Source organism: Amphibacillus jilinensis Y1 (genome assembly GCF_000306965.1).
GTDB lineage: Bacteria > Bacillota > Bacilli > Bacillales > Amphibacillaceae > Amphibacillus_C > Amphibacillus_C jilinensis.
This window is the reverse complement of record NZ_JH976435.1, coordinates 446799-473761: the sequence shown is the minus strand read 5'-3', so window position 1 is coordinate 473761 and position 26963 is coordinate 446799. Positions and strand designations below refer to the sequence as shown.

Below are 26963 nucleotides of genomic sequence, written 5' to 3'. Positions count from 1 at the left end.
ATTATCGTTAACTAATAAGTTGTTACCACTGATCAATGCTTGGACGATCACCCTTACTGTTGCCTTTTTTACTAAATCTTTTTGTTAATTCTGCCTTTATATCAGCTAAATCAACATCCTTCTCGGCTAACATCACAAAGGTATGGTAAAGTAAATCACTCACTTCTAAGGTTAATTCTTCTTTAGCATTATTCTTAGAAGCAATAACGACTTCGCCAGCTTCTTCAATAATTTTTTTGCCGATTTTATCAGTACCTTTATCAAACAAATAATTGGTATAAGACCCTTCTTGAGGACTTGTCTTTCGTGTCAAAATTTCATGGAATACTCTGTCGAAAATGGTCGGGTCAAAATCTTTAGACCTTGAATCGTTTTGCACTTCATTAAAGAAACACGTAGTGGCTCCTGTATGACATGCTGGACCGTTTGGATTTACTTCAATAAGAAGTGTATCTTGATCACAATCAAGTACTATTGAGACAACCTTCTGAGTATTCCCAGACGTCGCCCCTTTATGCCACAATTGCTGTCTTGATCGAGAGTAAAACCAAGTCTCTCGTGTTTGTAACGTTTTTTCATATGCTGTTTCGTTCATATAAGCCAACATCAATACCATTTTCGTAGCTGCATCAACGACAATCGCTGGAATAAGTCCCTTTGTGAAATCAGGCTTCACGAACGATCACTCCTTTCGCTTTACAGGCTGCTTTAACCGCTTGTATTGTATAGGTATTCTCATGAAAAATTGATGCTGCTAAACCAGCTGAAACGTTTGTTGCATCAAATACTTCAGCAAAGTGATCTGGATGCCCCACACCACCTGAGGCAATCACTGGTATACGAACAACTTTAACGATAGCTTCTGTTAACGCCAGATCAAAACCATTTTTCACGCCATCTGTATCGACGCTAGTTAACAAAATTTCGCCCGCCCCACGCTGTTCTGCTTCTTGAGCCCACTCTACCGCATCAATACCGGTATCTTTTCGCCCACCATGTGTCATTACATGCCACCGATCAGCTACTTTCTTAGCATCAATAGCTACGACGATACATTGTGAACCGAAACGAGTCGCTCCTGCTGTAATTAATTGCGGGTCAGTTACAGCTGCTGAATTAATACCTACTTTATCAGCACCCGCTTGTAACAATCGCGTCATATCATCTATTGAACGCACCCCACCGCCTACCGTAAAAGGCACATGTACATTTCGAGCGGTTTCTTTAACGATATCTACAATCGTTTCTCTTGCTTCATGTGTTGCTGATATATCAAGAAAGACAATTTCATCAGCACCTGCTTCAGAATATGTCTTAGCCATTTCAACTGGATCACCAAGTTCTCTTAAACCAATAAAATTAGTTCCTTTAACCACTTTTCCATCTTTGACATCTAGACATGGGATAATACGTTTAGCAATCATAACGCTTGTGCCCCTTTTAATGTAACCGTACCTTGATAAATGGCTTTTCCAACAATAGCTTCCTCAATACCAATCGTGGCTAAATCCCTAATATCTTGATCGTGACTAATCCCACCTGAAGCAACGACTTTACAGGATACTGCATCATTTAATGCGCGTAACTGTTCTAAATTAGGACCTTGCATGGTTCCGTCCTTTGATATATCTGTAAACACGATGATTTGAACACCAAGTTGCTCAATTTCCTTTGCAAATGCAAGATAATCAAGTTCAGATAGGTTTTCCCACCCATGGGTAGCCACTTTACCATTTTTGGCATCAATACCAACCACAATGTTTTCTGGGTATTTAGCTAAAGCCTCTTTTAAAAAATTAACATTTTCTATTGCGGCTGTACCTACCACTAAACGTTCAGCCCCGGCCTTTATTAGTTGATCAACAGTTACAATTGAACGAATGCCCCCACCAACTTGAATCGGCACTGTTGATCGTGAACAAAGCGCCTCAATTAATTCAATTTGTCTTTCATTACTATTCCTTGCACCATCCAAATCAACGATATGAACAATTTCCGCCCCGTCTTTTATAAAGCTATCTAGTTGCTCAAACGGATCATTTGCTACTTGTTCTGATTGATTAAAGTCACCTTGGTAAAGGCGGACACATTGACCATCCATCAAATCAATCGCCGGTAATATTTTCATTTCTTCACCTCTTCTAAAAATGTTTTCAATATTTCTCCACCTATGGTTGCACTTTTTTCTGGATGGAATTGGATACCGAATACATTACCTTTTCGAACAATAGCGGTAACCTCTACACCATAGTTCGCTGTTGCAACAATGTATTTTGCCATGGTGTTAGCAGCAAATGTATGGACAAAATAAACAAATTCATTATTAAACGCTTTAAAGCTTGGAACAAGATCAGTCACTTGCAGTTGATTCCATCCAATATGCGGTAATAAATGAGTCGTATCAATCCGATCAACGCTTCCAGGTATAAGGTCAAGACCTTTAGTTAATCCTCCTTCAGTACCTTCAGTAAACAAAAGTTGCATTCCTAAACAAATACCTAAAAATGGTTTGGTTTCCGCCAATTCAATTAGAATTTGTTTCAAATCTCGTGCTTCAATTTCATCCATTGCAGCTTGAAAAGAACCAACACCGGGTAAAATAATGTGAGAAGCCTTACGTAATGTCGCATGGTCATCGGTCAGCACAACTTGATAGCCTAAATTCTCAAAGGCAGTTTGAACACTTGCAACATTTCCCATACCATAATCAATAATGGCAATCATTCAAGCAACCCCTTTGTTGAATTAATCCCTTCAATTTCTGGATTAATTTTTATCGCTTCTCCAAATGCTCGACCTAATGCTTTAAAAATCGCTTCAATTTTATGATGTGTATTAATACCATATAAGACGCGGGCATGCAAGGTTATGCCACCATGAACCATAAATGCTTGTAAAAATTCGCGGACAAGCTCCGTATCAAAGTTACCAAGCTTATCATTTTTAAAATCAGCATCTAAAACAAGGTATGGCCGGCCACTAATATCGAGCGATACAAACCCTAAAGCTTCATCCATCGGTACATAAGCCGTCCCATAACGATTAATTTGTTGCTTATCACCTAATGCTTCTTTGATTAATTGCCCGATAACAATACCAACATCTTCAACGGTATGATGACTATCAATGTACAAATCGCCATCTGCTTTAACGACCAATCCTATTCTCCCGTGTTTAGCAAATAACGTCAACATATGATCGAAAAAGCCAACGCCTGTGTCAATGTTCACTTCATTTGGATCATCTAAATTTAGGCTCACTTCGATTTTCGTTTCAAAGGTTTGTCTCATTTTTTTAGCGTGTCGCATGCTAGTCCCTCTTTTCTCATTTGTTCATTAATCGTTGCGATACCGCTCGAGCGTGTCCAGCTAATTGCTCTTCTTCAGCGATCGTGATCACATCCTGAGCAGCATTTTGCAAAGCGGTTTTAGAGTAATATAAAAAAGTTGTTTTTTTAACGAAATCATCAACAGACAGTCCAGAAGAAAATTTAGCCGTTCCTGATGTCGGCAAGACATGATTAGGACCAGCATAATAGTCTCCCAATGATTCAGGTGTATAATGACCTAAAAAAACAGACCCGGCATGTTTAACATACTTCAAATAATCTAACGCATGGTCAACTTGAATTTCTAAATGCTCAGGTGCTAACATGTTAGACAGTCTAAACGCTTCGTCTAAATGTTCGACTATCACAAGCGCACCATTAGCTTTTAAGGCTGACGTAGCAATTTCAGCTCTTGGTAGTCGTTCAGTTTGTTTACTCAACTCCGCTTTAGTTTCGTCAATTAATTGCTGTGAAGGTGTGAATAAGAATGCACGTGCGTTAGTATCGTGTTCTGCTTGTGCAATGAGATCTGCCGCCACATGGGCTGGATTAGCAGTCTGATCGGCAATAACCGCCACTTCCGATGGTCCAGCAATCATATCAATACCTACATCGCCATAGACAAGTGCTTTAGCGGCCGCTACATAAGCATTACCAGGCCCGACAATCTTATCAACAGAAGGGATCGACTCCGTGCCATATGCCAATGCGGCAACCGCTTGGATGCCACCTATTTTATAGATTGAACTTACACCGGCAATATCAGCGGCTACAGATAAAATCGGTGCGATCTCAGCGCCGTGGCGTGCTGGTGTAACCATTATAACCTCTTCCACCCCTGCAAGCACGGCAGGTATGGCATTCATAAGTACTGATGATGGATAACAAGCGGTACCACCAGGTACATAAATGCCCACTTTATCAATCGCTCGATACAGTTGACCAGAAACGATATCAAGTTCATCTTGCATAAATTTTGATTGTTTAATCTGCTTAGCATGAAACGCCCTAATATTTTCAGCTGCATTTTTTAATGCTTGAATGGTTTGGTCATCAACTTGTTGCCAAGCTTGTTCACGTTCCTGTTTAGAAACAAGATAACGATCAGGTATAACGCCATCAAACTTCTTTACATACTTCGCTAGTGCACGATCTCCATCTGCTTGAACCTCAGCAATCACTTCTTTTGCGACTTGATAAGCTTCGCTGGTCTGATTGCTTTGTTTTTTTTGCGCGTGCAACATCGCTTCAAATTCAGACGCAAGATAAGTAGATATCATGACTTATTCATTCTCCTTTTGCTGTAGTTTTTCAATGATTGGGTTAAGTTGTTTCCGTTTGATCTTTAATGATGAACGATTAGCTATTAGCCGCGCACTAAATTCCATAAATTCTTCATCGATAACCAAACCGTTTTCTTTTAATGTTGTGCCGGTTTCAACAATATCCACAATTGCATCTGCTAAACCTAATATCGGAGCGAGTTCTACCGATCCTTCTAATTTTATAATTTCTACCGACTCTCCTTTATCTTTAAAAAACGCTTTGGTTATTGCTGTATATTTACTCGCAATATATTTTTTTTGATTTGACCAGCTTTTCCCTTTTTCTGTTGCTACAGCCATACGACACTGACCGAAAGGGAGTGGCAAGAGATCATACACATCAGGTTGAATTTCGGCCAATATGTCTCCACCAACAATACCGAGGTCAGCAATACCATATTGAACATATGTAGTAACATCAGGTCCTTTAGCAAAAATAAAAGCAAATTCATCGGTCTCAACACGTAATTTACGCCCTTTCTCTGTTAGTGGATCAATATCATATCCTAAGGAAGCAAAAAAACTTAAAAATTGTTTTTCTAGACGTCCTTTAGTTAATGCAATTACCGGCTTCATCCTGTCACCTCATTTGCTAAGTTGATGATTTGATCATATTCGCCTACTTGTGGCACTTCATATTGAATATCAACACGACACTCCGGGTAATCTCGTCTCATTTTTTCTGCTTTAATATGCGTGTTTGGAGATGCTACAATGCAAAGACGTTTGGCTTCTAATTGTGGTTCGATAATTTTCGCTAATTGATCAACGTCAAAGGCTAAACCGACCGCAGAAATATTTTGATTAAATTGTTTATATAACTTATCGTAGCGTCCACCAGAAAAACAAATCTCTCCAGAGTTTGTTAAATAGCCACGAAACATCGTACCACTGTAATAAGGGAGTTGCCTAACACGACCAAGGTCTACAGTCACATCAATATCTCCAAGCTCTTCTAAGGCATTAAATAACTTTTTTAACAAACAGACGATTTCCTTAAGTTCATGAACATCCTGCCATTTTTCCATGTAATCGTCTAATACACTTATTCCACCAAAAGCTTGTGTTAAAGTAACTAGTTGCTCGGCAATTTCTTCGTGTCCTTTCTCCAAGACCAAACGGTAGACAACATCTTTCTTTTTATCATGCATCGCTGATCTTAGCAAACCTTCTTCTTTTTCATCTAATTCAAGTGGTGTCGTTAAATACTCAAATATCCCTGTATGACCCAATTCAATCATATAATTGTCTATAGATAGAGTAGACAAAAAATCAACCGCCGTAAATAATGATTCCATTTCTCCAAGTAGGGCATCTGTTCTGATAATCTCGATCCCCGCTTGCCTACTCTCAATCCCGTTTTTATCTTGTCGAAAAATAGATCCTTGATAAAACCATTTTAATTGTGAGCGATGTTGCTTCATTAATGCTCTGGCAATTGCGGTTGTCCAATCTGGTCTAAGAACTTCGATTTCCCCTTCTCTGTCAAACCATTTTAATAGTTTGCTAAAATCCATCCCAACATGCGGATTGGTAAAGGTTTCTGCATATTCCACGACAGGGGTTTCTATCGCTTTATAATCTCTGCGTTGAACAACTGTTCTAAACATTTGATTAACATGTGCTTGATTATTCAATTTTTCACCAATCTGATCTTGACTTCCAGCAGGTAAAAACACGCGTATCACTTCCGTTTCTTTATCACTCTACCGCTTTATCTAAGTAAAGTGTTTTATTGTACTTACAATAACATGCAATCTTTAATAAAGTCAACAAAAAATCCTTTTCAATTCATCATTTTAACTTTATCATTAAATAGACAAGGAGGAAATGCAATGATCGCTTATGGGGATTTTCATGTACACACGCCGTATTGTCCACACGGATCAAATGATCAATGGGAGCACTATATTCTAAATGCAATCAAATTAGGATTGTCTGAAATCAGTTTTACCGAGCACGCCCCGCTGCCAATGTCATTTCATGATCCGGTTCCAAACCAAGATAGCGCAATGGCTTGGTCAGATTTAGACATGTATTTAAAAAAAGGTGAACAACTAAAGCTACAATATAAAGATGATATCAAAATTAATATAGGTTTCGAAGTTGATTATATTGACGGCTATCAAGTTGACATTCAATCATTTCTTGACCAATACGGTAGTCAAATTGATGATTCCATTCTTTCAGTACATATGTTAAGAACAAAAGACAATAACTATGTTTGCTTAGATTACAGCGCGACTGAATTCGGAAAAATCATTAGACAATTTCAATCAATAGAGAAGGTATATCAACACTATTACCAAACCATTATCTCATCAATAGAAGCCGATTTAGGTGTGTATAAACCACAAAGGATTGGACATTTAACGTTAATTGAAAAATTTATTGGTCAATACCCCATCTCTTTTAGTAATCAAGTACTCGATGAAACACTGGATAAAATAAAAGAAAAAAAGTATTCGCTTGATCTTAATACGGCTGGATTATACAAACCAGATTGTCTATCGATTTATCCAAAGCTTGAGGTGGCACATAAAGCTAAGGCCATGGGAATTAGACTTTTACCTGGTTCCGATAGCCACGAATCAACAACAATCGGACGCGGTTTTGATCAGATTAGTGAGCTAATTAAACTATAAAAACATGCCTCCTGTCCATTTAGGAGGCATGTTTTTAATTTTCAGGTGTTAATCGATGATATGATCCACCATAGTAAACAAGCGGCTTGCCTGGTTTGAGGTCAATCTGGTTTACTTTTGCAATAAATATCGTATGGTCACCTGCAACTACTTGATTTTCTTTTTCACAAATTAAATGCACGAGTGCACCAGGAATAACAGGTACCTTTTCAATATAATCAAAAGAAACCGGTTCACTATTTTTCTTCTGATTGGCGAAAATCATTGAGAGGTCTTTTTGACTTTCAGCTAATATACTAATGCCAAAGTGGTCGGTTTGTTGTATGGTACTAATCATCGAAGCTTGATTACGAAGTGAGATAGCAATTAACATCGGATCAAGTGATAATGACATAAAAGCGTTAACTGTGATCCCTCGTATCTCATTATTTAAATTATTTTTTGCCGTGATTACGGTTATTCCCGTGGAAAATTGCCCCATCGCTTGGCGAAATAATTGTGTGTCAGTCATAAGTTACAAAACCCCTTTTTATCAAACTATTCACAGCATAGCATGCCCGTGAATAGGACAAAATTAATTTGCATGTAAAAAAATTAGCTTAACATTGAATAATATTTCACCAATTACCATTATGCATACTAATCTTATTAAATTGGTTTTTAAGTATTTATCACCGCTAACCATTCTGATTCACTCAACTCACAATTATTGGTCAAAGAATGGGACTGCCCACTGATTGAAGGTTCGTTTTATGTAAGTATGTTAAAAATCAGCAAGGATAATCATCTATCCTTACTGATTTAGTTTGAAGTTATTCTGTTTTAAATGGTGTTTGATAAACAATTTCTTTCCAAATGGTTGCTACTTCTCCCATTTCATCTGTATCTAAAACAAAAGATCCATTACTGTAGCGATCACTGATGCTTAATTCCATCGGATGTACGGTCGTCACTTGACCATTATCGGTCAGAATAGTTACACGTTCTTCTGGAAATACTTCAGTAAATCCAACTACACGATGAGGCTTACCTTTTAGTTCTCTTAACATTATTTGTCCGCGTTTAGCGCGTGTCGATTGTTCAAACTCTGTAATCTGCATGCGTTTCATTGCTCCGCGTTGTGTGACAAGCGTGAAGTAAGTTTCATCTTGTTTATCACCGTCCATCACAAATCCATTAACCACGTACTCTTCTTTTTTTAAATTCATTGCTTTCACTCCAGCAGCGCGTTGCCCCACTGGCGAAACTTCTGCCTCGTTATAACGCAATCCATAGCCTCTATTGCAGACGACAAATACGTCCTGTAGCCCATTAGATAAGGACACATTAACAAGTTGATCATTGCCTTTTAAGTTAATGGCGACGAGTGGCTTTGAATATCTCTGTGCTTCATATAAACTAAGTTCACTACGTTTAACCATGCCATTTCGAGTAAAGAAGATCAAATATTGCGGGGCTTTAAAATCACGAATCGGTATCGCTCTAATGATTTTTTCACCGTTATCAATCGCTACTACATTAGAAATATGTTGAGCCAAATCCTTCCATCTAATATCAGGTAAAAGGTGCACAGGCGCATAAATATATCGCCCCTTATTCGTAAATAATAATAAGGTATCCGTTGTGTTTATTTCAAAAAGCCCAACAAGTCGATCATTATCTTTCATGGCTAAATCTTCACCATTCGATGCAGCATATGATCGTAAACTTGTTCGTTTAAGATAGCCATCATAGGTAACAGAAACGAGAACATCTTCACTAGCTACCATGACCTCGAGATTTATTTTTAACTCTTCGACTTCAGCTTCAATAGAGGTCAGTCTTGGCGTGTTGAATTTTTTCTTAATCTGACGCAAATCGCTTTTTATTACATGGGCTAATTTTTTCGGATCAGCAATAATACTGCTCAGCTCGATAATTGTTTGTTTTAGTTCATCAGCTTCTTTTTCTAATGATGTGATATCGGTATTTGTTAAGCGATATAATTGTAAATTCACAATAGCTTCTGCTTGCTTTTCAGAGAAACCAAACTGTTCTTCAATTCGGCTTTTCGCATCGGCTTTATCTTTACTCGCTCGAATGGTTGTAATCAGTTGATCTAAAACAGAAATTGCCTTAATTAACCCTTCCAGAATATGTGCTCTGTCATTAGCGCGCTTCAAATCATAATGCGATTGTCTAAGAACAACCTCTTTTTGATGATTAATATAAGCATCTAATAATTGTATTAAATTGAGTTGTGTCGGCGTTTTATCCTTAATTGCAACCATGTTAAAGTGATAAGCAATTTGTAAATCAGTATGTTTATATAAGTAATTTAAAATCCCTTCACTGTCCGCTTCTTTACGCAATTCAATAACAATTCGCATCCCTGTTCGATCTGTTTCATCACGTACTTCAGCAATTCCCTCAACTTTGCGATCGAGTTTTAATTCGTCGATTCGCTTTACCAATACTGCCTTATTAACTTCATAAGGAATTTCATCGATCACAATTTGTTCACGATTTCCTCTAATTGATTCAATTTCTGCACGTCCTCTTACAATCACCTTACCTTTACCCGTACGGTATGCCTGTTTCAGTCCCTCTTCGCCTTGAATAATACCGCCTGTTGGAAAGTCCGGCCCCTTCATGATCCCGAGCAATTGATCAATCGTGACATCTGGTTGATCAATTTTCTTAATCACTGCATCAATCACTTCAGTTAAGTTATGTGGAGGAATATCTGTTGCGTAACCAGCTGAAATACCTGTTGAACCATTGACAAGTAAATTTGGAAATCGTGCAGGTAAGACAACAGGTTCATTAATGGTATCATCAAAATTCGGAATATAATCAACCGTTTCTTTGTCAATATCACGTAATAACTCACTAGAAATCGCAGAAAGTCGAGCCTCAGTATAACGCATTGCTGCTGGCGGATCTCCGTCAACACTACCATTATTACCATGCATTTCAACAAGGACGTTACGCACTTTCCATTCTTGACTTAAACGAACCATTGCTTCATATACAGAACTATCACCATGTGGATGGTAGTTTCCTATTACTGTACCAACCGTTTTTGCAGATTTACGAAAACCTTTTTCGTGTGTATTCTTTTCTTCATGCATCGCATAAAGAATTCGACGTTGAACCGGCTTCAAACCATCTCGAGCATCAGGTAAAGCGCGATCTTGTATGATGTATTTACTATAGCGACCAAATCGATCACCAATTACTTCTTCTAATGGTAAATCTAAATATTTCTCTTGTGAAGCCAAAGTATTTCCTCCTCAAAACTAACCATGAATATTCTCATTGTCAATGATATTCGTCTCTTCATCAAGGCCAAAGGCAACATGCGATTCAATCCATTTACGTCGTGGCGCTACTTTATCTCCCATTAATGTTGTTACCCTTCGTTCTGCTCTTGCTAAATCATCAATGGTGACACGAATCAACGTTCTTGTCTCTGGATTCATCGTTGTCTCCCACAACTGATCGGCATTCATCTCACCGAGCCCTTTATAACGTTGCAAGATATAACCGCTTTTCAACTGTTGAGTCGCTTGTTTCATCTCCTCTTCGTTCCAAGCATAGCGAATTTTTTCATTTTTCCCTTTACCTTTTGAAACCTTGTAAAGCGGAGGGAGAGCAATGTAAATCTTTCCAGCCTCAATTAGTGGACGCATATATCGATAGAAAAAGGTTAACAAGAGAACTTGAATATGAGCGCCATCCGTATCAGCATCTGTCATAATTACAATTTTATTGTACTGAACGTCATCTAAATTAAAATCACCGCCAACGCCAGCACCAATTGTATGAATAATGGTTGAGATTTCTTCATTTTTAAGTACATCTTCAAGCTTAGCTTTCTCTGTATTAATTACCTTACCACGTAATGGTAATACCGCTTGAAACTTACGGTCACGTCCTTGTTTGGCTGATCCACCTGCTGAGTCACCCTCAACTAGATAGAGTTCATTGCGATCGGGTTTGCGTGATTGGGCGGGTGTAAGCTTACCACTCAGTAAAGCATCTTTTCTTCTTTTCTGTTTACCTGTCCGAGCATCTTCACGCGCTTTTCGTGCCGCCTCTCGTGCTTCTTTCGCCCTAACTGCTTTCTTTAATAACATTGTGGCTACTTCCGCATTTTCTTCAAGAAAATAAGCCAGGTGTTCTGACACAACGGCATCAACTGCTGACCTTGCCTCAGAAGTCCCTAATTTGCCCTTTGTTTGTCCTTCAAATTGTAACTTTTCTTCTGGAATTCGAACCGAAACAATTGCAGTGAAACCTTCTCGGATATCATTACCTTCTAAATTTTTATCCTTATCCTTCAACAAATTATTTTTTCTAGCATATTCATTAAATACTCTGGTAATTGCTGTTCGAGCACCCGATTCATGGGTTCCACCATCTTTGGTCCGAACGTTATTAACAAAGGATAGCATACTTTCGGCATAGCCATCATTAAATTGGAAAGCAAAGTCAACTTCTATATCTTGTTGATCACCCTCGAACGAAACAACACCATGTAACACATCTTTCTCTTCATTTAAATAATCAACAAATGATTTTAAGCCATCAGGATATTTATACGATTCTTTAAGTCCTTGCCTTTCATCAACTAAGGTAATCTCTAAACCTTTCAACAAAAAAGCTGCTTCTCTTAAACGTTCAGAGAGGATATCAAATTGAAAAGTTGTGGTAGAAAAAATCCGAGAATCAGGTTTAAAATGAATAGAAGTTCCCGTTTTTTTAGTGGTACCGATTTGCGTCAAAGGACCAGTGGCTATACCACCATTTGAAAATGATTGTTCCATTATTTTTCCATCACGATGAATCGTAACGATTAATTCTTCTGAGAGCGCATTAACGACTGATGCGCCAACACCATGAAGTCCACCAGATGTTTTATAACCACCTTGACCAAATTTACCACCAGCATGTAAAACGGTAAGGATAACTTCTGGTGTAGACTTTCCAGATTGATGCATCCCAATCGGCATTCCTCGTGCTTCATCCGTAACAGTAATACTATTATCGTTATGAATCATAACAGTTATTTTCTCACCAAAGCCAGATAATGCTTCATCCACAGCGTTGTCTACAATTTCATAGACCAGGTGGTGTAGCCCTCTAGCGTCTGTTGAACCTATATACATACCTGGACGTTTTCTAACCGCTTCTAGTCCTTCTAATACTTGAATCGAATCATCTGTATACATCGTATCTTGATTAGTCAAACTCATCTTGCCCCTTCCATATATCTCAACATTCCAACAAGAGCGAACCTACGTTTGTCATAGTTATTTAGTAAGTATAGCATGTGTTTATTAAATGTGAAATAGCTAAAATAGTCTCCATTTGTACCTAACTTAACTAAGCTAGTCAATAGAACCCGATTGATCCAACTTTTAAGAACAGATTAGTAATACTTCTATAAAGTCATCAGCTGTTATATTGATAAGCTACTTTAATACATAAATCCATAACAACGAACAAGTCCTTATTATACAATTCATAGACAGCTTCATCAACCACACCTTGTTGCGCCCATAGTACATTAGCACCAATTCCAACAGCTTCTTCGGCTATGTCCTTTAAAAATATCGATTTTCGAAATACATTAACAATATCAATAGGACCTGGAATTTCAGAAAGGTGATGATAAGCTTTTTCACCAAGAGATGATTGAATATTAGGGTTAACGGGAATGATTTTAAAGCCAGCTTGTTTCATCACTTGGCTAACTTGATACGACACTCGATTCGATTGATCTGATAGCCCTACAACAGCAATAGTCTTCGCTTGATTAAATATATCTTTCAATCTTTCCGGATTTGGATGTGAATAACTCATAATCATGTTCCGCCCTTCATTATCTCGTCCATTATTTTATAGTTTACGCTTTTTTATTGACTCGGGTCAAATAACATTGTATTAAAACCTGGTCCTAAAAATATTTAATATTATTTGAATTCATGTTAAAATAAATCGACTGGACTATATCGTTTAATAGAAATGAGGAACAAATAACATGTGGACATATCTACTATTTATATTAATTGCTTATTTATTAGGGTCGTTTCCATCAGGACTCATTGTTGGAAAAGTCTTTTTCCAAAAGGACATACGAGAACATGGAAGTGGAAATTTAGGCGCGACTAATGCTTTTCGTGTACTAGGTAAAAAAGCGGGCATCGTTGTAACATTTGCTGACATATTAAAAGGTACATTGGCAGCTAGCTTACCTTTCCTGTTTAATCAACCTGAGTTGAGCGCTTTAGTTATCGGGATTTTTGCTGTTATTGGTCATATGTATCCTGTATTTGCTAACTTTAGAGGAGGAAAAGCCGTTGCCACTTCTGGGGGGATGATTTTAGGTGTTAATCCGCTTTTATTTTTAATAATTTTAATCACATTTCTCATTGTTTTATATATCAGCAAATATGTTTCACTCTCGTCCATGCTGACTAGTATAATCGCTGTCATCACTTCCTTCTTATTAAAAGATTACGGATCGTTAATTTTAACAAGTATCTTAGCTTTATTTATTATCTATCGTCACATACCAAATATTAAGCGAATAGTGAACAGATCAGAACCTAAAGTGCCTTGGATTTAATTTATTTTCACTTTGAGCATAGCTTAAAGTGTTTTTTTATTGGCCTATTATACGGTTTGTCGGATAATAAGCATGATAGTTTGTTGTAAAATGCCAAAACGCGACAAAATCTCCAGCCATTCGTAAACACGCTTGAATTTCTTTGATTCCACGTTTCGATACAGTCTTTTTACAATGCGATAAGCAGTAAGATTGTTGTTAACGTATTTAGATAAGTTAAATAAATTGAATCATCACACAGAGTTCAGTATACTTTGAACTAATAAAGATGCGAAAGGGGTTTATAATCCATGACGAATCATCAATCAAACTATCGAAATTTGCCTAATAAAACAGACAGACATCGTCTATTTGGTTCAGTTGAACCTGGAGAAAAAAATAAACCAACAAAAAAAGAAGATATGCCAGACTTACAAAACACACAAAACGACTTCTTATTTAAATTAGATGCAGTTGGTATAACAAACGTGAAACATCCGATTCAAATAAATAGTAAATACAAACCAAATCAACAAAGTTCACTTGGTGTTTTCACATTCTCTTCATCTGTCAAGCAAGATAGTAAAGGAACAAATATGAGCAGATTTACTGAGCAATTACAAGACTATTATAATAACGAGAAATTAACATTGGACCTCCATTTACTGAAGAGATTTACAAAAGATTTGGCAGAGCGTCTACACAGCTCTGATGCGTTTTTAAAAGTGGACGTCCCATGGTTTTATGAGCGCCGTGGACCCAATTCAGATTTAGCTGGCTTAAATCATGCCAAGTTGATGGTAAGCATACACTTTACCGAACCTCATTACTATCAAATTAAAGTCGGATTAACTGGAACCGTTACTACACTCTGTCCATGTTCAAAGGAAATTAGTGAATATAGTGCCCATAATCAACGTGGGCAAGTACAAATGGAGATTGAGCTCGCTGATGATTTTGATGAACAACACTCTGATTGGAAAGTATTATTACTAGAAGCAGCGGAAAGCAATGCTAGTGCCCGCATTCACCCGGTTTTAAAAAGACCTGATGAAAAAATGGTTACGGAGCAAGCCTATGAAAATCCACGTTTTGTTGAAGATATGGTCAGACTTGTAGCAGCTGATCTATATGAATCTGAAGATATCGTTGCTTTTAAAGTTACTTGTCAGAATGAAGAATCCATTCATTTGCATGATGCACTTGCATCAATTAGCTTTGATAAGCGGGTGGACTAAAAATGAAACACTTATTGTTGGCTCTTATTAATTTCTATCGAAAATACATTAGCCCGCATAAACAGCCAAGTTGTCGATTTCAACCGACCTGTTCACAGTATGGAAAAGAAGCTATTACTCGATTTGGTGCAATTAAAGGAGGATGGCTCACGATGATTCGTATCTTCAAATGCCAGCCCTTTCACCCAGGTGGATTTGATCCCGTGCCAGAAAAGAAAAATAAGAACAACAATTAATAAGACTAACTTAGTTAGTCTTATTAATTTGGCATGAGGATTTATAACCATCTATTAAATTAAAGCGTTGTATTTGATCAATTATCCCTTCTGTTCTTAATATTTCAGCTTGGCGCGGCGCAAATAAATCATAGTGTGGATAATCTTGATCAAAATGAATCCATTCCTGTTTCAATTGATAGTTCTCTCCCCACTTTATTAATCTTTTTACATCTGCACACCCTACTTTAGTTACACTTGTGCAGTTAGGAAAACGAGGATCTTGCCAATAGTGGGTAAGGAACGCAATTTCTCCTGCCTTCACACGTTTCTTCCAGTTTATTAATTCTTGTCTATCTACACCAAAAGCCATTATGCTTTTTCACCTAGCGCATCAAAGTAACTTTGATGCCATTCTGGAAACATGCGTCGCACAGAAATAGGGCGAAAATTCTCTTTTTTCACAACAACATGATCTGACTTACCTGAAACAGCCACTTCTCCGGCTTTATTTAGGACTTGATAGCCATAGGTCGTTCGTAAACCGTCATAACTTACCAGCCACGTTTCTACAAAAGCAGCTTCACCATAACGAATCGGTTGCTTATAATCCACTTCAACATGGGTAACAGGAGAAACCACGCCCGCCTTTTCCATTGCTGCATATGATAGACCAAGCGCATCAATAAATGCTGTTCTACCAATTTCGAACCAGACCAAATAATTAGCGTGATAGACTACCCCCATTTGATCAGTCTCCTGATAGCGCACTTGAATAGGTGTTTTTACTTTTTTCATTTACTAGGCTCCCTTCACTGTTTGCCACGCTTTTTTAAAGTCTTCTTTATCTAGATGTAAAAACTGCTCATCACTTGGGGTTTGTTCAGCCATACGTAAAGCTTGAAATTGAATCGCCTCTTCAACAAGGTTTACAACAAATCGTGCATTCCCATTAATTGATTCAGTCTGATAGTGTTCAATTAAATAGTCTCGTGCATCATCTGTTATTTTGTAGTGGTAATGCTCAATATGGTAATGGGTGATCGCCAATAATTCACTTGCTTTATAGTCAACAAATTCAAAGTACTTTCTGAAACGTGAAGATAAACCAGGATTACTATCAATAAATCGCTCCATGTCTTTCCGATAACCGGCAAGGATAACGACAAGATTCTCATTGTGTTTTGTCATCTCATCAACTAACGTATCAATTGCTTCCTTACCAAAGTCATTTTCACCCCTGAATAATGCGTAAGCTTCATCGATAAATAGTACCCCACCGAGTGCCTCTCTGATCTTATTTTTGGTTTTTAAAGCAGTTTGTCCTACATAACCGGCTACTAAATCACTACGTGAAGCTAAAACGAAATGACCACGTTTTAACAAGCCGCATTCCTTTAATAATTTTGAATAGATTTTAGCTACAGTCGTCTTACCAGTCCCAGGATTACCAGAAAAAACAGCATGAAGCTGGATAGGGACAACCGGATAGCCTTGGTGTTTTCTCTTTTGTTGCACTTTAACAAAAGAGGACAACTTTTTTACTTCTGCTTTAATGTTATCTAAACCAATTAACTGATCAAGCTGGTCCATCGGTTCTGTGTCATCTTTTTGATCATCCATGACAGACAAATCTTTTGATTCGATCCTCATATGGTCGAGCCAATCGTCATGGGCTTCTACAGTTATCGAAGCTCCTTTTTTGAATATAGCTTTCATCACAAGATCTCTTACCGTCCTAGCATTTCCAAACGTATCATCAACTTTTGCACGTTCAATTAAATCGTAAAAGCTATTTAAAGCAGTTTCGGTAAAGAAGTAATCATTACTTAATGCTGTCATTTCTGCAATTTCAACTAACTCACTCATTTTAAAATCAGGTAAGCTAATCATATTTTGGTCAGGGAATCGACTGCGAAGACCTGGGTTTGACCATAAAAACTGGCGCATCTCTTCTGGATATCCTGCCAAAATAACCACAAATGCACCCGCATATTCGCCACTTGTCATTGCTGAAACTAACGTATCAATTACAGCTTGTCCATAGTCACTCCCACTCGAATCTTGCCGCCTTAAACTATACGCTTCATCAATAAATAGGACACCACCAACTGCTTGGCGAATATAAGTCATTGTATTCTCTTCACTTTGACCAACATATGATCCGACAAGATGAGAACGATTGACTTCAATCACATGTTTTGATTCAAGTAATCCAAGCTCATGATAAATCTCTGCTAACAAACGTGCGATTGTCGTTTTACCTGTACCAGGGTTACCTGTAATAATCATATGTAAACCTGGCTCATCGATCATTTGGAAACCAATGTCTTTTCTATCCTTTTGATATTTCAGATAATGATAATATTGCTTCATATATTGTTTAATTTGATCGAGACCAACCATACTCTCGAGCTTTTGCAAAGGACTTTTGTCATTTTTAGCATGTAGGGTATCAGGAAGGGTTTGATCAAATGCGTGTTCTAAATCCACAAGTTCCTTAATCATATGATTAATTTGTTTAGTCGGTATACCAGAACGTTTATTCTCTATTGATTCAATACCTTCCTTCAATAGCTGATCCAAGTTTATTAGTTGTTCTCTCATCTGATTGTATATCTGATCCAATTCTAATTGATGGAAGTCAGTCGTAAATTGTACTGCTTCTGTTTCACTGTAAAAAGCAGTTATTTTTTTCTGCCATTCTTGAAGTTTCTTCAGCTTTGCTTGATCAAAATCCGTTTCTCGAATCGACCATTGATTAATATCGAGCTGCTTGAAGTGTTGGTTCAGAAAATAATAGTGTTTAATGGATTGGAGCTTGTGCTGTACGGAAAGATGCGGTTCCATTTTAGCAGCTATGTCGAGTAAGTTTTGCGCTAATTGATCTTGTTCTTCATGACGAATCAAACGATGAAAGGCTAACATCACGTGCAGTATGGCGACTGCACGTGTCGATAGGTGATCAGTGTCAACTTGAACTTGATCTAAAGCCCGAAGTATATCTATTTCACAATAAGGAGGTGTTGTTTCGATATTATCCCATTCAACTATTTTTTGTTCATTGATTTTGGATAAAATTAAATGATTGGTCAAACGAATCGGATCCTTTCTTCAACTAAGTTTTACGTTGTAAAATTGAAATTATAATTTGTAATTTTCCACATTTTTAATCACTGACTGAGATTATTAACAAAAAGACAGCTTCACTTGTTTATTTTAGCACATTTGTTTTTTTTAAGATAATGAACAAACTTGAATTATATAACGAAACAAATATATTTCCATCAAATATTATTATGGGCATTTATCAAAGTAGCGTCTATGAAGCGAATGCATAAAACAAACCTCCAACTAGTAGGCGTTCGCGTTCTTCTCCCACTGATTGGCAGTTGAATGCGTCAGGACATTAGCGACCTTTACTTGTGATAAACATTGATAACTCAAGACATTTAAGAGCAAAGTAAAAAGCCACCCTCAAAAGCTAAGCTTTCGGGACGGCATTTTACCATCAAGCAGTTTATACGTTTTTTAATTTGTGGCGTAATACCATTGGTAGTATACCACCATGTCGATAATAATCAATTTCAACTTCACTATCAAATCGAGCGATGGCTTCAAACGCAATAATCTCGCCAGCTTCAGTAGTAGCTGTAACTTTAACTTTTTGATTAGGTTGTACAGATTGCTCAATATCCACAGCAATCGTTTCACGTCCTGTAAGACCAAGGGTATCAGCACTTTCACCCTCTAAGAATTGGAGTGGAAGTACACCCATCATAACAAGGTTACTACGATGAATTCGTTCATAACTTTGGGCAATAACCGTCTCAATACCCAATAAGTTAGTACCTTTAGCCGCCCAGTCACGAGAGCTTCCCATACCATAATCATTACCTGCAAGAACAACTAATCCTGTTTCATGTTCTTGGTACTTCATAGCGGCATCATATATTGACATCACCTCTTCAGTTGGCCAATACGTTGTAAATCCGCCCTCTGTTCCTGGTGCTAACATGTTCTTTATACGGATATTACCAAATGTTCCACGCATCATCACCTCATGGTTTCCTCGACGAGAACCATACGAATTAAAGTTACGCGGTGACACACCATGATTTTGCAAATATTTTCCTGCTGGCATATCTTTAGCAATAGCACCAGCGGGAGATATATGATCGGTAGTGACTGAATCACCGAATTTACCAATAACACGTAAATTAGACAAAGGTTCAACTGATTTTGGATCTTTTGATAGATTTTCAAAGAATGGTGGATTTTGAATATATGTTGAATTTTCATTCCAAGCATACAAAGGTTGATCCGTTGTTTCAATTGCATTCCATTTTTCATTTGAGTTAAAGATATTTTCATACTCTTTCTTAAAGATCTCAGGTGTGACTACTTTACTAACCTCATCGCGAATTTCATCTAAAGAAGGCCAAATATCGTTAAAGTAGACCGGCTCCCCTTGTGCATCAAACCCTAAAGGTTCATCTTGTATATCAATATCTACTGTCCCAGCTAAGGCATAGGCAACGACTAATGGAGGCGATGCAAGATAGTTAGCCTTAACAAGTGGATGAATACGTCCCTCAAAATTACGGTTCCCTGAAAGAACCGAGGAGACAGTTAAATCATGCTCAATAATTGCTTCTTCTACAGCCGTCTCAAGTGGACCAGAGTTACCGATACACGTCGTACAACCATACCCTACTAAGTTAAATCCTAGTTTTTCAAGGTAAGGCATTAACCCAGCATCTTCTAAATAGCGGGTTACCACTTTTGAACCAGGCGCCAACGATGTTTTCACATAATCGGGTACGGTTAGTCCTTTTTCAACTGCGTTCTTTGCCAATAAACCAGAACCTAACATAACATATGGATTGGATGTATTTGTACAAGATGTAATGGCGGCAATGGCTAGAGAACCCGTCTTCATCGTTGATTCTGCCCCATTTGCATGTTTAACAGTTGCTTGTTTATTAAATTCTGATTTGTCTAACCCAAAGCCCTGATTACCTGCAGGTGCCGTAACTGCCTCATTGAATGACTTTTTCATATCTGATAATAAAATTAAATCTTGAGGTCGTTTAGGTCCTGACAAGCTAGGTTCCAACTCCGAAAGATTAATTTCAACAAGGTCAGTGAACTCCGGATCCAGTTGAGAAGCATCATACCATAAATTATTTTCTTTACAATACGTTTCAACTAGAGCAATTTGTTCTTCACTTCTACCTGTCAAACGCAAATAATTAAGTGCCTCAGCATCAACAGGGAAGAAACCACAAGTTGCACCGTATTCAGGAGCCATATTTGAAATCGTAGCTCGGTCTGCTAATGGCATTTCTTTTAGACCCGGGCCAAAATACTCAACAAATTTTCCAACTACTTTTTTCTCGCGTAACACCTGAGTTACTTTCAAAGCAAGATCTGTAGCAGTTATCCCATTGGGCATAGTGCCAGTAAATTTAACACCAATAACATCTGGAGCAACAAAATAAGAAGGTTGTCCTAACATACCAGCTTCTGCTTCAATGCCTCCTACACCCCAGCCAAGTACACCTAAACCATTAATCATTGTTGTATGAGAATCGGTTCCTACGAGTGTGTCTGGGAAGGCATCGAAACTGCCATCTTCATTTTCATGCTTATGGACAACGTTCGCAATATACTCTAAGTTAACTTGGTGAACGATACCCGTAGCCGGGGGTACTGCTCGATAGTTATCAAACGCTTTTTGTGCCCAATTTAAAAATTGGTAACGTTCGGCATTGCGTTCAAACTCTAATTCCATATTTGCAAGCAATGCAGTATTTGATCCGAACTCATCAACTTGGACAGAGTGATCAATCACTAGATCAACGGGAACTTCAGGATTAATTTGATCTGCCTCCCCACCTAGGTCAACCATTGCCTTTCGTAAAGAAGCCAAATCAACAACTGCCGGTACCCCTGTGAAATCTTGTAATATGACGCGGGACGGTTTGAAAGGGACATCCGTCTTATCAACCTTACCCCAATTCACCAGACCTTCAATATGTTCATCTTTAATTACGTGACCATCAAACTGTCGCAACAATGACTCTAATAAAACACGGATCGAAAAAGGTAAACGTGCAATCTTTCCTTTTCCTGCTTCTTCTAAAGCTTTTAATTGGTAGTAGTTATACTTCTGACCATTCAGTTCAAATGTCTTTTTTGTATTAATAGCCATACGTGATACCCCCTAACTAAATCTCATAACACTTCCTAAATACGAACGATTAAGGATCGACATGGTTATGTACCTTACTATTTTAATGTATAACTGCAAATAAGTAAAATCTTTCGTCATCACATGCAAAAACAGTCAATACAAGTTATGTACAGACTGTTTGATCATTCATTCCTTATTTTCATTAATATAATTAGGATTGTAGAATGGTAAATGGACTTCAAAAGTCGTTCCTTTATCATGATTTGTAATAATTTCAAAAAGTCCGTTATGGTTTTCAATAATACGTGTTGTTATCATCAAGCCTAGACCCGTTCCATCTTTTTTGGTAGTGAAAAATGGTTCTTTAACCTTATGTATAAGATGAGGAGGGATACCAGGGCCTTCATCAATAACTGAAATAACGCACAAACCTTTTCTAATTTCTACTTTAGTTACAACTTTACCAGGATTAGACATTGCTTCTATGGCATTTTTAATTAAATTAATGAATACTTGCTTCATTTGTGATCGATCAACATAAACCACAAAATCGTCTGGACAAATAAGTTCTAATTGAATATCAAAATTCTTTGCCTGAGTATTCAATAAAACAATTACATCCTTAATCATCGGCTTTAGCCATTGGTAGTTCTGGTTGTGTGTAAGGGGTTTTGATATAAACAATAATTCTGCTGATATGGTTTCAATTTTGTCAATTTCATCTATCATAATCTTATAATATTCTTGCTCCCGATCAATGCCAGCTTGCAATAAATCAATAAACCCTTTTAACGAGGTTAAGGGATTTCTTATTTCATGAACAACGCCTGCTGCTAGTTGACCTGCAACTGACATTTTTTCTGATCTTATCAACATCTCTTCTGCTTCTTTTTTATCACTAATATTTTTAACAAGGATGAGATAAATCACATTTTTCGTATCTTGAATAAAAATGGCTTTAATGACGACATCAACCCAAACGTATTTCCCTGTCATACTTTTGAGTTGGATAGTAAAACGCTGTCGATAAGGTGTATCGAATAAAAATGTTTCTACAAAAGCTTGTCGGGAGCGCTTTGGAATATATCGCAAAGCAAAATTTCCAATTATATCTTCTCTTTGATAACCCAATATTTTTTCTATCGAAGTAGAGGTATATAATATCTTTCCTTTCCTATTACAGAAACCAATAAAATCAAAACCATGATGCTCTATCCAATCGACGATTTCTTCTGGTAAATTTGCCATATTGAAGCGGATTGGTGTTGTGTTAAGCGAAAAACGAACTTGATCTTGTTTAACATGATAATATTCTATTTTTCGTTGAGAATACACAAACATGCTCCTCTCCATTCAAGATAGACTACCATTACTTTACAATAATAACATATCTAAAACCATTATATGTACTAAAATCGTTAAATATGTGATAAATTTTACAGATTAGTTACGAATTGTTTCATAATTATCAATTAATATCAATGTTATGTAAATTAAAAAAGGGGAAATAGGCTATTTCACTCAGTTTTTTGTTGGAGTTTCAATCTTTTTAACAAAGAGAAGTTAGAAGCGGACATACAATTTAATAATACTGTAAAATAGCCGTTAAAAAACGAACGAATGAGAGGTTTCTAATGCTTTTCAAAAAAATAAATCTCTAGTACGTAAGTCGTACAAGAGATTTATTTGTTGCAATGTATATATCAAGGCCTATAAAATTGCTTTATTTTTCTTGATTTTGGTTGTTCATTGCACGCATCATTTGATTAATCTTTTTCTGCGATGGCTTTTGCCCCATTTGCATCATTAAAGTCCGTAACATTTGCTCATTAATTGGTGGATTCTTTTTCAAATAATTCATCATGTATTTTCTAGCGATGAAAAACCCTAGTGCTACACCAGCTAATAATGCAATGATGACAATAAGTATTACCCAACCTGTAGCCATAAACTCTCTTCCTCCTTAAAAACATGTCTCATATAGTATATTAAACATTGAACTATATTACAATAGCGAGGAGCAAACTAGTAATGGTCGAGTTTGAAAGAGGATACCCTTCGTTTTATTATAGTGTGATGACGAAGTAATAGATGAATACTATCTGCAATATGATTTAATGACTTCTAGCTTATTAAGCCGGTGTGCAAGTGTATCAATTGAATCAACCTTATACACTGGAGAACTCACCTTATGTAAAGGTGATAACCAGCCAAAATGTTGATAGGTATGATCAACAATAAAACAACGGTGATTTTGATCTTCTAAATCATAGAGCAATGGATGATCTAGTATATATTGCGCGCTCGAAAAAATCGTCATCATCCGATTGTCCGTTATTTCTATCTGTTGAGCTTGAATGTTATCTTGTATAGGGATAGGTCTAGTAATATAAAAAAACTGTTTTTCTAAATCAGAACGATCTGGGTGACTCATATACTTATGAAAAAAACGATTTAGTAAAGCTGTTTTATAAAAATAGTGATGATAAACTTCAGCTTTTAAAAAAAAGATATAATAGCGATTCAATGGACAACCCCCTTTTTCTCAATTATATGTCTTAAAGGGATAAAAAACTGTCAATCACTGAAATGAAGAAGTACGAGTTTTGTCGAATTGAAAATCAATTATGAAATTGTAATGCTTGTAGAGGTAGATTTGGGTAATCGTGCGGTGCAATATATGTAAATTAGCTTCTCTTATACTGATGTGAGAATGTGCAGTTTTATCACATAGGCGAAGAGGAAATACACTCTGTCTGCGGCACAGCTTCAGGCCTGCAGATTTGGGTCAGTTAGACGTTGGCACACGAGGTGACGGGATATGATCTAATCCTCCACAACAAAGCCAAGAACGCTTTACGGAATCGATCTTTATCTCGTTCTGGGGCTGCGGTTACTCGCTACACCGAAAAGATTTGTTCCCGCTAAAATGACGCACCTTTCCTCTGCTGTTTAGTATCATTAGTTCTAATATAATAAAAAGCGAATAATCCATTCGCAAAATCAACGGATTATTCGCTTTAAATCTTATTTCATTTATTTTTGTTCCAATCTATTTCTCAGCAACAGCTACGAAGCGCTTAACAACGTTATCAACTGTAAAACCGTATTCTTGCATGACACGCTTTCCTTCTCCCGAAGCTCCAAAGCGATCAATTGCTAAAATGTCACCTTCTACACCTACGTAGCGGTCCCATCCTAAAGAAGCACCCATTTCAATTGCCAAACGCTTAGTAACTGATTTTGGCAAGATTGAGTCTTTATACGCTTGATCTTGTTGCTCAAATCGATCCCATGATGGCATACTTACTACGCTAACATCATAACCTTTTTCTCTTAAAGTAGCTTGCGCTTTAACAGCCAATTGCACCTCTGAACCAGCAGCCACTAAAATGCCGTCAGCTACTGATTTTGTTGATGGACTAACAATATAACCACCTTTTTGTACACCTTCATAATTTGTACCTTCTAACGTTGGTAAGCCTTGTCTAGTCAATACAAGTAATGTTGGTGTGTCAACTGATTGCATAGCTAAACGCCATGCTGCTTGAACTTCATTTCCGTCTGCTGGACGCATAACTGAAATGCCTGGCATCGCTCGGAATGCGGCAAGCTGTTCAACAGGCTCATGGGTTGGTCCATCTTCACCCACAGCAATTGAATCGTGAGTGAGTACATAGGTGACTGGTAACTTTTGAATAGCCGACAAGCGGACAGCTGGACGTAGGTAATCACTGAATACAAAGAATGTACCGCCATATACCTTTAACCCACCATGAAGCGCCATACCATTAAGTGCAGCAGCCATAGCAAACTCTCGTACACCAAACCAAATGTTACGACCTGCATAATTTGTTTTATCAAAGTCTTCCTCGTCATTCATTCGGGTGTTATTAGAACCAGCAAGATCCGCGCTACCTCCAAATAAGCTTGGCACGGATTGAGATAGTGCGTTAACCACTTTACCAGAAGATGCTCGCGTGGCAAGGGTATCCTCACCAGGAGTGAAAACAGGGAGATCAGCATCCCAATTTTCAGGTAATTCGCCTTTCATAGCTACTTCAAATTCATTTGCAAGCTCTGGATATGCTGACTTATATTGAGCAAACATTTGGTTCCACTCATCCTCAGCCGTTTGTCCACGTTTTGCAACCTTTTCTTTAAAATCTGCATAAACCTCATTAGGAACAGCAAATGGTTCATGATCCCACTTATATGCTTGCTTAGTTAAAGTGACTTCATCTTCTCCAAGTGGCGCACCGTGTGATGCATTAGATCCAGCCTTGTTTGGTGATCCAAAACCAATTACCGTCTTCACTTCAATCAGTGTCGGTTGTGTTGTATTCGCTTTCGCTTTTTCAAGCGCATTAGCAATTGCAACCGTATCATTTCCATCTGCTACGTGCAAGACTTGCCAACCATACGACTCAAAACGTTTCTCTACTGATTCAGAGAAAGATTTTCCTAATTCTCCATCTAATGAAATATCATTAGAATCGTAAAGCGCAATGAGCTTGCCCAATCCTAAATGACCAGCCAAAGAAGCAGCTTCATGGGAAATACCTTCCATAAGGTCACCATCGCTGACTAGTGCATAACTGTAATGATCAACTACATTAAAATGATCACGGTTATACTTTGCAGCTAAATGTGACTCAGCCATTGCCATTCCAACCGTCATAGCAATACCTTGTCCGAGTGGTCCGGTTGTTGCCTCTACACCGTCTGTGTCAGTGACTTCTGGGTGTCCTGGCGTATGTGAGCCAAATTGTCTAAAATTCTTTAAATCTTCAATTGAAACATTGTAACCAGCCAAATGTAGTAATGCGTATAGTAACATGGAGCCATGTCCAGCAGATAAAACAAATCGATCTCGATTTACCCAGCTTGAATGGTTTGGATTTTGCTCCATAAATTCAGTCCATAATGTATATGCCATTGGTGCAGCACCCATCGGTAAACCTGGGTGACCTGAATTCGCCTTTTGAATGGCATCAATTGACAATGTTCGAATCGCGTTTATTGATGTTTCTTGCACGTTATTTGTCATTTTTATAAATCCCCTTTCTATTTTTAGATACAAGAATATGTACGTACAATTATTATCCTATAATGAAATAGGATAATTAACAAGCAAAAATTGTACGATTTTTCAATTATCTTTATTTTCCCTCCGTAAGTTCTTAATTTTTTCTGGTGTCACATCATCTCCATTAGGATCAACAATTTTCATACTTTTAAATTGATTTGTGAAAGATTTACGTACATTGCTTAGATATTCTTCTCTTAACTTTTGTTGTTCCCTTTTTTCTTGCTCAGTTAAACCTTCGTGCTTTGATTTTTTTGCTAAGCTATTTATACGATCTAGTTTATCTTTTGCTAACATCTTCATTCTCCTTAACTTACAATTTAAATAGT

Annotated in this window: 25 protein-coding genes; 4 read left to right on the top strand and 21 right to left on the bottom strand. The window is 37.4% G+C overall.

Annotated features, from left to right (window positions below; translation table 11 throughout):
- Positions 1-22: 22 nt before the first annotated feature.
- The 8 genes from hisIE to B494_RS0109105 are packed head-to-tail and all read right to left on the bottom strand — an operon-like array spanning position 23 to position 6332.
- Complete coding sequence (gene hisIE / locus B494_RS0109140) at positions 23-676, bottom strand: bifunctional phosphoribosyl-AMP cyclohydrolase/phosphoribosyl-ATP diphosphatase HisIE (protein ID WP_017472093.1); 654 nt, start codon at positions 674-676, stop codon at positions 23-25.
- Positions 666-1424 (bottom strand): imidazole glycerol phosphate synthase subunit HisF, encoded by a 759-nt coding sequence (gene hisF / locus B494_RS0109135; RefSeq protein ID WP_017472092.1) that lies wholly within the window; start codon positions 1422-1424, stop codon positions 666-668. Before hisF ends, hisIE begins: the two co-directional genes overlap by 11 nt.
- The gene (hisA, locus tag B494_RS0109130; RefSeq protein WP_017472091.1) at positions 1421-2128 is read right to left on the bottom strand and encodes a 1-(5-phosphoribosyl)-5-[(5-phosphoribosylamino)methylideneamino]imidazole-4-carboxamide isomerase; all 708 of its coding nucleotides are present in this window, start codon (positions 2126-2128) and stop codon (positions 1421-1423) included. Before hisA ends, hisF begins: the two co-directional genes overlap by 4 nt.
- Complete coding sequence (gene hisH, locus B494_RS0109125) at positions 2125-2724, bottom strand: imidazole glycerol phosphate synthase subunit HisH (protein ID WP_017472090.1); 600 nt, start codon at positions 2722-2724, stop codon at positions 2125-2127. The genes hisA and hisH overlap by 4 nt, the downstream gene beginning before the upstream one ends.
- Positions 2721-3308 (bottom strand): imidazoleglycerol-phosphate dehydratase HisB, encoded by a 588-nt coding sequence (gene hisB, locus B494_RS0109120; protein ID WP_017472089.1) that lies wholly within the window; start codon positions 3306-3308, stop codon positions 2721-2723. Before hisB ends, hisH begins: the two co-directional genes overlap by 4 nt.
- Before the next feature lie 16 nt (positions 3309-3324).
- Positions 3325-4608 (bottom strand): histidinol dehydrogenase, encoded by a 1284-nt coding sequence (hisD, locus tag B494_RS0109115; RefSeq protein WP_017472088.1) that lies wholly within the window; start codon positions 4606-4608, stop codon positions 3325-3327.
- A 3-nt stretch (positions 4609-4611) separates the two neighbouring features.
- On the bottom strand, positions 4612-5229 hold the full coding sequence (hisG, locus tag B494_RS0109110; RefSeq protein ID WP_017472087.1) for an ATP phosphoribosyltransferase: 618 nt from the start codon (positions 5227-5229) through the stop codon (positions 4612-4614).
- A complete protein-coding gene (locus tag B494_RS0109105) occupies positions 5226-6332 on the bottom strand; it encodes an ATP phosphoribosyltransferase regulatory subunit (RefSeq protein WP_017472086.1) in 1107 nt (368 codons plus the stop codon). The genes hisG and B494_RS0109105 overlap by 4 nt, the downstream gene beginning before the upstream one ends.
- Before the next feature lie 156 nt (positions 6333-6488).
- Between B494_RS0109105 and hisJ the strand changes: the two genes are divergently transcribed.
- The gene (hisJ, locus tag B494_RS0109100) at positions 6489-7298 is read left to right on the top strand and encodes a histidinol-phosphatase HisJ (protein WP_017472085.1); all 810 of its coding nucleotides are present in this window, start codon (positions 6489-6491) and stop codon (positions 7296-7298) included.
- Positions 7299-7332: 34 nt separating this feature from the next.
- Here hisJ and B494_RS0109095 read toward each other — a convergent pair whose 3' ends face one another.
- From B494_RS0109095 to B494_RS0109080, 4 genes are all read right to left on the bottom strand, one after another.
- Positions 7333-7809: a flavin reductase family protein gene (locus B494_RS0109095; protein ID WP_017472084.1), complete on the bottom strand. Its 477-nt coding sequence runs from the start codon at positions 7807-7809 to the stop codon at positions 7333-7335.
- 301 nt (positions 7810-8110) lie between these two features.
- On the bottom strand, positions 8111-10561 hold the full coding sequence (parC, locus tag B494_RS0109090) for a DNA topoisomerase IV subunit A (protein WP_017472083.1): 2451 nt from the start codon (positions 10559-10561) through the stop codon (positions 8111-8113).
- An 18-nt stretch (positions 10562-10579) separates the two neighbouring features.
- Positions 10580-12538 (bottom strand): DNA topoisomerase IV subunit B, encoded by a 1959-nt coding sequence (gene parE, locus B494_RS0109085; RefSeq protein ID WP_017472082.1) that lies wholly within the window; start codon positions 12536-12538, stop codon positions 10580-10582.
- A gap of 199 nt (positions 12539-12737) precedes the next feature.
- Positions 12738-13148: a CoA-binding protein gene (locus tag B494_RS0109080; protein WP_026065210.1), complete on the bottom strand. Its 411-nt coding sequence runs from the start codon at positions 13146-13148 to the stop codon at positions 12738-12740.
- A 178-nt stretch (positions 13149-13326) separates the two neighbouring features.
- Between B494_RS0109080 and plsY the strand changes: the two genes are divergently transcribed.
- From plsY to yidD, 3 genes are all read left to right on the top strand, one after another.
- Positions 13327-13914, top strand: coding sequence for a glycerol-3-phosphate 1-O-acyltransferase PlsY (plsY, locus tag B494_RS0109075; RefSeq protein ID WP_017472080.1), 588 nt, complete (start codon positions 13327-13329; stop codon positions 13912-13914).
- A 290-nt stretch (positions 13915-14204) separates the two neighbouring features.
- Positions 14205-15131 carry a GTP cyclohydrolase FolE2 gene (folE2, locus tag B494_RS0109070; protein WP_017472079.1) on the top strand — a complete coding sequence of 309 codons (927 nt, stop codon included), beginning with the start codon at positions 14205-14207 and terminating at the stop codon, positions 15129-15131.
- A 2-nt stretch (positions 15132-15133) separates the two neighbouring features.
- Complete coding sequence (gene yidD / locus B494_RS0109065; protein WP_017472078.1) at positions 15134-15367, top strand: membrane protein insertion efficiency factor YidD; 234 nt, start codon at positions 15134-15136, stop codon at positions 15365-15367.
- A 10-nt stretch (positions 15368-15377) separates the two neighbouring features.
- Here yidD and B494_RS0109060 read toward each other — a convergent pair whose 3' ends face one another.
- From B494_RS0109060 to B494_RS0109020, 9 genes are all read right to left on the bottom strand, one after another.
- Positions 15378-15719, bottom strand: a complete 342-nt coding sequence (locus B494_RS0109060) for a hypothetical protein (protein WP_017472077.1) — start codon at positions 15717-15719, stop codon at positions 15378-15380.
- Positions 15719-16144 carry an acyl-CoA thioesterase gene (locus B494_RS0109055; RefSeq protein ID WP_017472076.1) on the bottom strand — a complete coding sequence of 142 codons (426 nt, stop codon included), beginning with the start codon at positions 16142-16144 and terminating at the stop codon, positions 15719-15721. The genes B494_RS0109060 and B494_RS0109055 overlap by 1 nt, the downstream gene beginning before the upstream one ends.
- 3 nt (positions 16145-16147) lie before the next feature.
- Positions 16148-18442 (bottom strand): AAA family ATPase, encoded by a 2295-nt coding sequence (locus B494_RS0109050; RefSeq protein WP_017472075.1) that lies wholly within the window; start codon positions 18440-18442, stop codon positions 16148-16150.
- Positions 18443-18866: 424 nt separating this feature from the next.
- Entirely contained in the window at positions 18867-21563 is a 2697-nt protein-coding gene (acnA, locus tag B494_RS0109045; protein WP_017472074.1) for an aconitate hydratase AcnA, read from the bottom strand.
- A gap of 168 nt (positions 21564-21731) precedes the next feature.
- Positions 21732-22886: an ATP-binding protein gene (locus tag B494_RS0109040; protein ID WP_017472073.1), complete on the bottom strand. Its 1155-nt coding sequence runs from the start codon at positions 22884-22886 to the stop codon at positions 21732-21734.
- A gap of 382 nt (positions 22887-23268) precedes the next feature.
- Positions 23269-23493, bottom strand: a complete 225-nt coding sequence (locus B494_RS0109035; RefSeq protein ID WP_017472072.1) for a YneF family protein — start codon at positions 23491-23493, stop codon at positions 23269-23271.
- A 150-nt stretch (positions 23494-23643) separates the two neighbouring features.
- Positions 23644-24072 carry a sporulation inhibitor of replication protein SirA gene (gene sirA / locus B494_RS0109030; RefSeq protein ID WP_017472071.1) on the bottom strand — a complete coding sequence of 143 codons (429 nt, stop codon included), beginning with the start codon at positions 24070-24072 and terminating at the stop codon, positions 23644-23646.
- Positions 24073-24597: 525 nt separating this feature from the next.
- Positions 24598-26595, bottom strand: a complete 1998-nt coding sequence (gene tkt, locus B494_RS0109025; RefSeq protein WP_017472070.1) for a transketolase — start codon at positions 26593-26595, stop codon at positions 24598-24600.
- Positions 26596-26697: 102 nt separating this feature from the next.
- Positions 26698-26931 carry a DUF896 domain-containing protein gene (locus B494_RS0109020; RefSeq protein WP_017472069.1) on the bottom strand — a complete coding sequence of 78 codons (234 nt, stop codon included), beginning with the start codon at positions 26929-26931 and terminating at the stop codon, positions 26698-26700.
- Between the last annotated feature and the right edge of the window lie 32 nt (positions 26932-26963).